Here is an 8640-nt window from a genome sequence, read left to right on the forward strand (position 1 = left end):
CAAGCGCGTCGCCTGCCAGATCCCGTCCTACGACTATGACGCGGATCATTTCTTCGCGGCCGACGGCGCGCCGGCGGCGGTCGCGGCGCGGCGGCGCGGCGGGTTCGATCGGTTGGCGGCGCTGTACGACGCCCGCTTTCCCAGGACGCGGGCGCTGACCGCAGAGACGCGTGAGGGCCTGTCCGATCTCCAGTTCACCGGCCGGTACCGCGTGCCGTTCCAGTTCGGCCGTATCGTGCGCGAACGCCTCGGCGTGGGCGCCTTCCTCGAACGGTCGGACGGCCCGACAGTCACCGATCTCGACGGGAACATGTTCCTCGATCTGACCGGGTCCTACGGCGTCAACCTGCTTGGCTACGACACCTACAAGGCGCTGATCGACGAGGCGGTGGAAACGGCGCGGCCGCTCGGCCCCGTGCTCGGCGCCTATCATCCGGTCGTGGCCGACAACGTCGCGCGGCTGAAGGCGCTGACCGGGCTGGACGAAGTGTCGTTCCACATGTCGGGCACCGAGGCGGTGATGCAGGCGGTGCGGCTGGCGCAATACCATACCGGCCGCTCGCGCATCGTCCGCTTCCCGGGCGCCTACAATGGCTGGTGGGGCGATGTGCAGCCGGGGATCGGCAATCCCGTCTCCGCCGATCGCACGCTGACGCTGGCGGACATGTCCGAACGGACGCTGGCGACCCTCCGCCGCCGCCGCGACATCGCCTGCGTGATCGTCAATCCGCTCCAGGCGCTGCATCCCAATGGCGGCGCGCCGGCGGACAATATGCTGGTCGACAGCGGACGGGGCGCAGGCGCGGATCTCCCGGCTTACGGCGCGTGGTTGCACGCGCTGGCGCAGGTCTGCCGCGACCGGGGAATCGTGTTCATCCTCGACGAGGTGTTCACGGGCTTCCGCCTCGCGCGCGGCGGCGCGGCCGAACTGTTCGGGGTGCAGGCGGACCTCGTCACCTACGGCAAGTCGCTTGGTGGCGGCTTGCCGGTCGGGGTGGTGGCGGGGCGCGCGGCGTTGATGCGCCGCTTCCGGCCCGACCGGCCCGCGGACATCTGCTTCGCGCGCGGCACGTTCAACGCGCATCCATATGTGATGGCGGCGATGAACGCCTTCCTCCGCCGGCTCGACGCGCCCGCCACCGCCGCGCTGTACGACGACCTCGGACCGCGCTGGGATGCGCGCGCCACGCGGCTCAACGCCCGGCTCGAACAGGACGGGCTGCCCGTCCGCGTGGCCCATCTCTCCTCGATCTGGACGGTGCTCTACACCACGCCTTCGCGCTACAATTGGATGCTGCAATATTACCTCCGGGCCGAGGGGCTGGCGCTGAGCTGGGTCGGGACGGGCCGGCTGATCTTCAGCCTCGATCTGGACGACGCCACGTTCGACACGATCGCCGATCGCTTCGTCGCCGCCGCGCAGGCGATGCAGGCCGACGGCTGGTGGTGGACCGCGCCCGGCGCGACCGACAAAGCGATCCGTCGCGCGGTGCTGAAGGAGATGCTGGCGCGCCGCCTCGGCCGCTGACCGCCTCTCAGCGATGCGCGGCCGCCATGTCTTCGCCACGCTCGCCCTTCAGCAGCCGCACCGGCGCCTTGCAGTAAAGGCGGAAGTCGTTGAACGGATCGGTCAGGATCTTAGCCCCCCAGACGAGCCCGGTCGACACGTCGCGGATGAAGAACAGCTGCACCACGCGGAACAGCAGCCCGCCCGCCCCGAGCACGAGCCACATCAGGCCGACGTGGCGGATGAAGCCCATCGGCCCCGGATCGGGCGCGAACAGTCCCCACAGCGTCGGGCTCGCCACCAGCAGCAGGGGCGACAGCGCCCAGATGGTCATGAAGACCACCTTGCGCGCCAGATTATACCCCACCTTGATCTCTTCCTTATGCGCGTGCGTGGCCTGATTGACCGTGTCGTAGCCCTTGGGTTCGAAGAAGAAGTGGCCCGCCTGCCGGCTGGTCATCGCCACCAGCCAGCCGAGCAGGCTCGCCAGCGCCGGATCGTGGAACAGCAGGAGGTAGGCGACGAGGAAGCTGGTCGCGCTGACGAAGTGCAGGCTCTGGTTGACCAGGCTGTGATGATAATAGCGATGGTCGTCCCAGCGCTGCTCGTGAAGCTGCGCCCGGAACGCGGCGATCTTGCCGCCCGCCAGCGGAGTGGTGTCGCTCATGCCGGATCCCTTCAGTTCTTGACGAAGCGGAGCAGTTCGAAATGGCCGAGCGGCGGCAGCGGGCTACGCTCGATCAGCGTGACCGTGCCGTTGGCGGCGGCCCAGTCGGTGTAGCGTTCGATCGGAAATTCGGTCCGGAAGCCGAGCCGGCTGGTGATCGGCATCAGCGCCTTTTCGATCCGCCCGCGCAGGCCCTTGCCCGCGCCGATCCGCGTCGTGATCACGATCTCGCCGCCGCGCCGCACCGTGCGCGCGAATTCGTCGAGCGCGCGTTCGGGATTGGGCACCGCCGTCACGACATATTGCGCGACGACCACGTCGAACGCGCCCTCCTCGAACGCCAAATTCTCGGCGTCCATGACCGCGATCGCCTCGACATTGTTGAGCGTCTTCGCCCGCTCGCGCGCCTTTTCCAGAATGCCGTCCGAAATATCGATCCCGTACAGCCGGCAGCGTCCGCTATATTGGGGGAGCGAGATGCCGGTGCCGCATCCGACTTCCAGCACGCGCCCGCCGATGCGGTTGGCGGCATCGATCGCCAGGCTGCGCCCCCGGCGGAAAACCGGCCCGAAAACGAGATCGTAAATCGGGGCCCAGCGGTCGTAGGCGGCCGCCACTTTCTGCGTCTGCATCACCGTCTGCACGCGATCATCTCCCATGATGCGCACGGCTATCGGTCAGTTAGGCGACACCGGCGCGACGGGACGGTTCCGCTTTTGTGACAGCGCGCGCGAAACCGTCATCGAGATGAAACCCGCCTGACCCGGCGGTTTCACGCGCGCCCCGTAAAGACGCGCCAAGCTGAACGGCGAGGAGCGAGAGCTTGGCTTCCCTACCGGACCCGCATCCCGTGGCGCTTCGCACACCACCTTCTGGTCGGAAGCGGCCTTTTTCCACCCCGATCGCGCTGCCAGATTGGCTCGCCGATCCGGACCCCGAGCCGAGGCACGGCAGCCGTCAGCGGACGCGCTATCGCACGATCTGGATCTCGGACCTGCATCTCGGCACGCCGGGGTGCAGCGTGGAGCTGTTGCTCGACTTCCTGAAGTCGGTCGAATGCGAGACGCTGTATCTGGTCGGCGACATCATCGACGCGTGGCGCCTGCGCAAAGGGTGGTATTGGCCGGCGCCGCACAACGACGTGGTGCGCACCATCCTGAAGATGGCGAAGCACGGCACGCATGTCGTCTACGTGCCCGGCAACCATGACGAATTGCTGCGCGATTATTCGGGCCTCGCCTTCGGCGACGTCACCGTGGTGCGCGAAGCGATCCACGAAACCGCCGACGGGCGCCGGCTGCTCGTCCTTCACGGCGACGAGTTCGACGGCGTCGTGCTCTATGCCCGCTGGCTCGCCTTTCTGGGCGACAGTGCCTACGCCTTGCTGCTAAAATCGAACTCGCTCGTTAACTGGGTGCGGCGACGGTTCGGTCTGCCTTACTGGTCGCTCGCCGCGCATATGAAGAAGCGGGTGAAGAACGCGGTGCAATTCATCTCGAGGTTCGAGGAAGTGGTGGCGCATGCGGCGGCCGAACGGCACGTCGACGGCGTCGTCTGCGGCCATATCCACTCGGCCGAGATCCGCCAGTTCGGCGACATCACCTACTATAACGATGGCGACTGGGTCGAAAGCTGCACCGCGCTGGCCGAACAGGCCGACGGAACGATCGAGATCATCGACTGGGCCGAAAAGAAGCGGCTGGAGGCCGCCATCGCGGCGGAACGCACGCCCGTGCCCCAGCTGGAACTGGTGCATCCATGAGGATCGCGTTGGTCAGCGACGCCTGGGCGCCGCAGGTCAACGGCGTCACCCGCACGCTGCGCGCCACCGCCGCCGAGCTCGAACGGCGCGGGCATGCGCTTGAGACGATTACGCCCGATCAGTTCGCGACCCTGCCCTGCCCGACCTATCCCGACATCCGCCTCGCGATCGGATGCGGCGCGTCCGTCCGGCGGCGGCTCGACGCAGGCGGGGCGGACGCGATCCACATCGCGACCGAAGGGCCGCTCGGATGGGCCGCGCGGCGCTGGTGTCTGTCGCGTGGCGTCCCCTTCTCGACCTCGTTCCACACCCGCTTTCCGGATTATCTGGCGATGCGGACCGGGCTTTCGGCCGATCTGTTCTGGCCGCTCGTCCGCCGCTTCCACGCGCCGGCCGCCGCGATCATGGCCGCGACCGACAGCCTTGCCGACGAGCTGGCCGCGCGTGGCCTGCCGCAGACGCGCCGCTGGTCGCGCGGCGTGGACCTTACGCTGTTCGCGCCGGGCACGGCGCCGCTGCCCGCGCTGGCCGGCCTTCCCCGCCCGCTCCAGCTCCACGTCGGGCGGCTGGCGGTCGAGAAGAACGTCGCGGCGTTCCTCACCAGCACGGTGCCGGGCACCAAGGTGGTGGTCGGCGATGGCCCCGATCGCGCGCGCCTGGAACAGCAATTCCCGGACGCGATCTTCCTCGGCGCGCTGCACGGCACGGATCTCGCCGCCGCTTATGCCGCCGCCGACGTGCTGGTCTTTCCCAGCCGCACCGACACGTTCGGGCTGGTGATGATCGAGGCGCTGGCCAGCGGCGTGCCCATCGCCGGCTTCCCCGTGCCAGGACCGCTCGACATCATCGGCCCGGCCGGCCGGGGCCCCGGTGACCGGGCCGGCCGGCGGATCGGCGCGATCGATCCCGATCTGTCGCGCGCGATCGGTCAGGCGCTGTCGGCGGACCCGGCGGCCTGCGCGGCCGAAGGGCGGCGCTATAGCTGGTCACACTGCACCGACCAGTTCGTCGACGCACTCTGCCCTGTCCCCGATCGACGCGCGCTCGTCGCCTGAAGGCCCGTCGCCGCGTGGATCGCGCTTGGCCTGTGCATTACGGCTTGTGGCTTGTGGCAGGACATTGTGGGATAGTGACAAACGATTGCTAATCCCTCCGCCCGAAACCTTGCGGGCCGGCGCGCCGTTGACCGCTTGCCAAAGCGTTCCTAGGTCGCCGTAACGGTACGGCTTGAAGTAGATATGTCCTCCCCATCCATCGTCCTTGTCGAAGATGATCCGCCGCTGCGCACGCTGGCCCCGCGCGCGTTGCAGGAAAACGGCTTTCGCGTCCGGGCCGCCGCGACCCCGCCCGAAATGTGGCTCGCGCTGGAAAGCGGGCCGACCGACCTCATCCTGCTCGACATCATGCTGCCCGGCACCAGCGGGCTCGATCTCTGCCGCGAGATCCGCAAGACGAGCGAGGTTCCGATCATCTTCATCAGCGCGCGCGGCAGCGAGGTCGATCGCGTGCTGGGGCTGGAACTGGGCGCGGACGATTATCTCGCCAAGCCGTTCGGCACGCGCGAGCTGGTCGCGCGCGTCCGCGCGGTGCTGCGGCGCGGGGGCATGGACCGCAGCCTCGGCACGCGCGATACCGAGGCGCAGTTCGAAGGCTGGACGGTCAACTTCCCCCGGCGCGAGCTGCGCTCCCCCGCCGGCGCGCTGATCGAGCTGACCGGCGCCGAATTCGACCTGCTCGCCAGCTTCCTCAGCCAGCCGCAGCGCGTCATCGCGCGCGAACGGCTGATCGAAATGTCGCGCACCCGGCTCGGCGACGCGTCCGATCGCAGCGTCGACGTGCTGGTCAGCCGCCTGCGCCGGAAGCTATCGCTGGAGGGGCGGCCCGCACCGATCATCACGGTGCGCGGCGTCGGCTACATGTTCAAGGCCGAGGTCACCAACAGTTGAAGCACCGGGCGCGGGCTCCTCGCGGCCTGCTGGGCCGGATCCTCGTGATCCTGCTCCTCACCGTCGTCATCGAATTCGGCATCAGCACGCTCCTCTACGAGCGCGCGAGCAACTTCTCGGTTCGTGAGGACGAGGCCAACCGGCTGGCCGAACATCTCGTGATCGCGCGCAAATTGGTGGAGGAGCGCGGCTGGCTCGAACGCCCCGCCATCGCGCATGAACTGACGACCGACCGCTACGAGATCCACTGGCGTCCGATCTTCGACGATCCCGGCCGGCGCGGCATCGACCTGACCGAGATGCGCTCGCAGATCATCCGCTGGGAACCGAGCCTCGCCAAGTCCGACATCCGGATCACGCTCGTCTCGCCCGGGCGCCGCTCGATCGTCACGGGCATGCTCCGCCTGAGCGACAATAGCGGTCTCTATTTCCGAATGCGCGAACCGGCGCAGGACTGGGACCTCGCCGCCAGCCGGATCGTGCTCGCGCTCGTGCCGGCGATCGGTCTGCTCGTCATCGGCGGGCTGCTGATCCGCCGCACGCTGCGGCCGATCCGGCGGCTGGCCGAGGCTACCGAGCGGATCGGCCATGGCGAGGAGGTGCTGATCGACGAGGAGGGCACGTTCGAGATTCGCCGCCTGATCCGCGAATTCAACGCGATGCAGCTCCGCATCCACCGTCTGATGGACGATCGCACGCAGGCGCTGGCCGCCGTTGGGCACGATCTGCGCACCCCGCTCGCGCGTCTCCAGCTCCGGACCGACGGCGTGAGCGACGAGGAGCTTCGCCGCCAGATCGACGGAGACCTCGCCGAGATGAACGGGCTGCTCAGCTCGCTCCTCGCCTTCCTGGGTGGCGAGGACGATCCCGAGCCGCCGGTGGCGATCGATGTCGCCGTGCTCGCCGCCACCCTGGTCGACGATGCGGTCGACCGCGGGCTCGACGCCACCTATGTCGGCCCCGATCACCTCGAGGCGGTGGTCAGGCCGCTCGGCCTGCGCCGCACCCTCGGCAACCTGCTGGAAAACGCGCTCCATTATGGCGCCAATGCCTGCCTCCGCCTGGATGCGAGCGAGGCGCAGATGCGCATCCGGATCGAGGATGACGGCCCCGGCATTCCCGAGGATCAGCTTGATCGCGTGCTTCAGCCTTTCGCCCGGCTCGATGGCGCGCGCCAGCGCAACACCAAGGGCCTGGGGCTTGGCCTTGCGATCGCCGCACGCGCCGTTGCCAACGAAGGCGGCACGCTCCGGCTTTACAACCGCTCCAAGGGCGGGCTCTGCGCGGAAATCCTGCTTCCCCGCCGCCGCCAGACATAATTCGTCACGTTCGCGCTGCGTAGCAGCAAAGCGGCGGCTGTATCTCCATGGCACAATAAGCTGGAGATGTGCCGTGAATGAACTCATCGGTCGGGTATTCGACTTCGAAAAGCAGGTTTTCCCTGTCCAGGCCGAATTGTTCGCGAAGCTGACCACGGACGGTCAGAGCCCCAAGGCGCTCATGATCTCCTGCGCCGATTCGCGCGTCGTGCCCGAACAGATCATGCAGGCGCAGCCGGGCGACCTGTTCGTCTGCCGCAACGCCGGCAACATCGTGCCCCCGTTCGCGACGATGAACGGTGGCGTGTCGTCGACCGTCGAATATGCCGTGATGGCGCTCGGCGTGCGGGACATCATCGTCTGCGGCCATTCGGATTGCGGCGCGATGAAGGGGCTGACCACGCCCGAAGCGCTGGAGAAGATGCCCAACGTCGCGGCCTGGCTGCGCCATTCGAAGGCGGCGGACGAGGTCGTGCGTCAGGGCTATCCGGGGCTGAAGGACGGCGAGCGCGTACGCGCGCTGTCGATGGAGAATGTCGTCGCGCAGATCGCGCACCTCCGCACGCATCCGTCGGTCGCCGCCGGTCTGGCGCGGGGCGAGATCTCTCTCCACGGTTGGTTCGTCGACATCCACGCCGGTCAGGTGCTGGGCCTCGACGGGCAGACGGGCCGCTTCATGCCGCTGCGCGCCGACCAGGAACTGCCGGTCGCCGTTCCGGCGGCGCAGCGCCTCGCGTCGGACGTGTCCTTCCTTCAAGCCGCCGAATAAGGAACCGGGTCCATGCCGGGCATCGACACCAAGTCTCTGACGCGTGATTTCACCGCGTCGATCGTGGTTTTCCTGGTGGCGATGCCCTTGTGCATGGGCATCGCGGTCGCATCGGGCGTGCCCCCCGAAAAGGGGCTCATCACCGGTATCATCGGCGGCATCGTCGTCGGCCTGCTCGCGGGCTCACCGCTTCAGGTGAGCGGCCCCGCCGCCGGCCTGGCGGTGATCGTGTTCGAGCTTGTGCGCGAACACGGCATCCTCGCGCTCGGCCCCATCCTCGTCCTGGCCGGTCTGATCCAGATCGGCGCGGGGCTCTTCCGGCTCGGCGGCTGGTTCCGCGCAATCTCGCCGGCGGTGGTCCACGGGATGCTCGCCGGCATCGGCGCGCTGATCGTGATCGGCCAGTTCCACGTCCTGTTCGATGCCAAGCCGTTGTCGAGCGGCCCGGAAAACCTCGCCGCCATGCCGGCCCGGCTGCTCGGCCTCGATGTCGGCAACGTCCAGGCGACCGAACTGGCCTTCGCGCTCGGCCTGCTGACGATCGCGGCGATGCTGGTGTGGGAGAAGGTCCGCCCCGCCTCGCTCAAGCTCGTGCCCGGCGCGCTGGTCGGCGTGCTCGCCGCGACGCTGGTGACGGTGATCGCCGGGCTCGACGTTGCCAAGGTCGTCG

At 68.4% G+C, this 8640-nt stretch carries 9 protein-coding genes; 7 read left to right on the top strand and 2 right to left on the bottom strand.

Annotation, left to right across the window (positions count from 1 at the left end):
* Positions 1-1528: aminotransferase class III-fold pyridoxal phosphate-dependent enzyme (locus ACOJSF_RS01305; protein ID WP_420140437.1), on the top strand; the 1528-nt coding region annotated here is incomplete at its 5' end.
* Positions 1529-1535: 7 nt separating this feature from the next.
* Here ACOJSF_RS01305 and ACOJSF_RS01310 read toward each other — a convergent pair.
* On the bottom strand, positions 1536-2174 hold the full coding sequence (locus ACOJSF_RS01310) for a hypothetical protein (protein WP_420140438.1): 639 nt from the start codon (positions 2172-2174) through the stop codon (positions 1536-1538).
* A gap of 11 nt (positions 2175-2185) precedes the next feature.
* Positions 2186-2833, bottom strand: coding sequence for a class I SAM-dependent methyltransferase (locus ACOJSF_RS01315; RefSeq protein ID WP_420140439.1), 648 nt, complete (start codon positions 2831-2833; stop codon positions 2186-2188).
* 242 nt (positions 2834-3075) lie between these two features.
* On the opposite strand from ACOJSF_RS01315, the gene ACOJSF_RS01320 reads away from it, so the two are divergent.
* The 6 genes from ACOJSF_RS01320 to ACOJSF_RS01345 form a co-directional block, all read left to right on the top strand.
* The gene (locus tag ACOJSF_RS01320) at positions 3076-3936 is read left to right on the top strand and encodes a UDP-2,3-diacylglucosamine diphosphatase (protein ID WP_420140445.1); all 861 of its coding nucleotides are present in this window, start codon (positions 3076-3078) and stop codon (positions 3934-3936) included.
* On the top strand, positions 3933-4991 hold the full coding sequence (locus ACOJSF_RS01325) for a glycosyltransferase family 4 protein (RefSeq protein WP_420140440.1): 1059 nt from the start codon (positions 3933-3935) through the stop codon (positions 4989-4991). The genes ACOJSF_RS01320 and ACOJSF_RS01325 overlap by 4 nt, the downstream gene beginning before the upstream one ends.
* A gap of 183 nt (positions 4992-5174) precedes the next feature.
* Positions 5175-5882: a response regulator transcription factor gene (locus ACOJSF_RS01330; protein ID WP_420140441.1), complete on the top strand. Its 708-nt coding sequence runs from the start codon at positions 5175-5177 to the stop codon at positions 5880-5882.
* Positions 5879-7201, top strand: coding sequence for an ATP-binding protein (locus ACOJSF_RS01335; RefSeq protein WP_420140442.1), 1323 nt, complete (start codon positions 5879-5881; stop codon positions 7199-7201). Before ACOJSF_RS01330 ends, ACOJSF_RS01335 begins: the two co-directional genes overlap by 4 nt.
* A 73-nt stretch (positions 7202-7274) precedes the next feature.
* Positions 7275-7970, top strand: coding sequence for a carbonic anhydrase (locus tag ACOJSF_RS01340; protein WP_420140443.1), 696 nt, complete (start codon positions 7275-7277; stop codon positions 7968-7970).
* Between the two features lie 12 nt (positions 7971-7982).
* A partial coding sequence (locus tag ACOJSF_RS01345; protein ID WP_420140444.1) for a SulP family inorganic anion transporter occupies positions 7983-8640 on the top strand: 658 nt, incomplete at its 3' end.

The organism is Sphingomonas sp. (genome assembly GCF_048594985.1).
GTDB lineage: Bacteria > Pseudomonadota > Alphaproteobacteria > Sphingomonadales > Sphingomonadaceae > Sphingomonas_I.

Bases quoted from the DNA above. Each gene is read 5' to 3' on its own strand.
- ACOJSF_RS01325 (WP_420140440.1), top strand. From the start codon at position 3,933: ATGAGGATCGCGTTGGTCAGCGACGCCTGGGCGCCGCAGGTCAACGGC.
- ACOJSF_RS01330 (WP_420140441.1), top strand. From the start codon at position 5,175: ATGTCCTCCCCATCCATCGTCCTTGTCGAAGATGATCCGCCGCTGCGC.
- ACOJSF_RS01310 (WP_420140438.1), bottom strand. From the start codon at position 2,174: ATGAGCGACACCACTCCGCTGGCGGGCGGCAAGATCGCCGCGTTCCGG.
- ACOJSF_RS01315 (WP_420140439.1), bottom strand. From the start codon at position 2,833: ATGGGAGATGATCGCGTGCAGACGGTGATGCAGACGCAGAAAGTGGCG.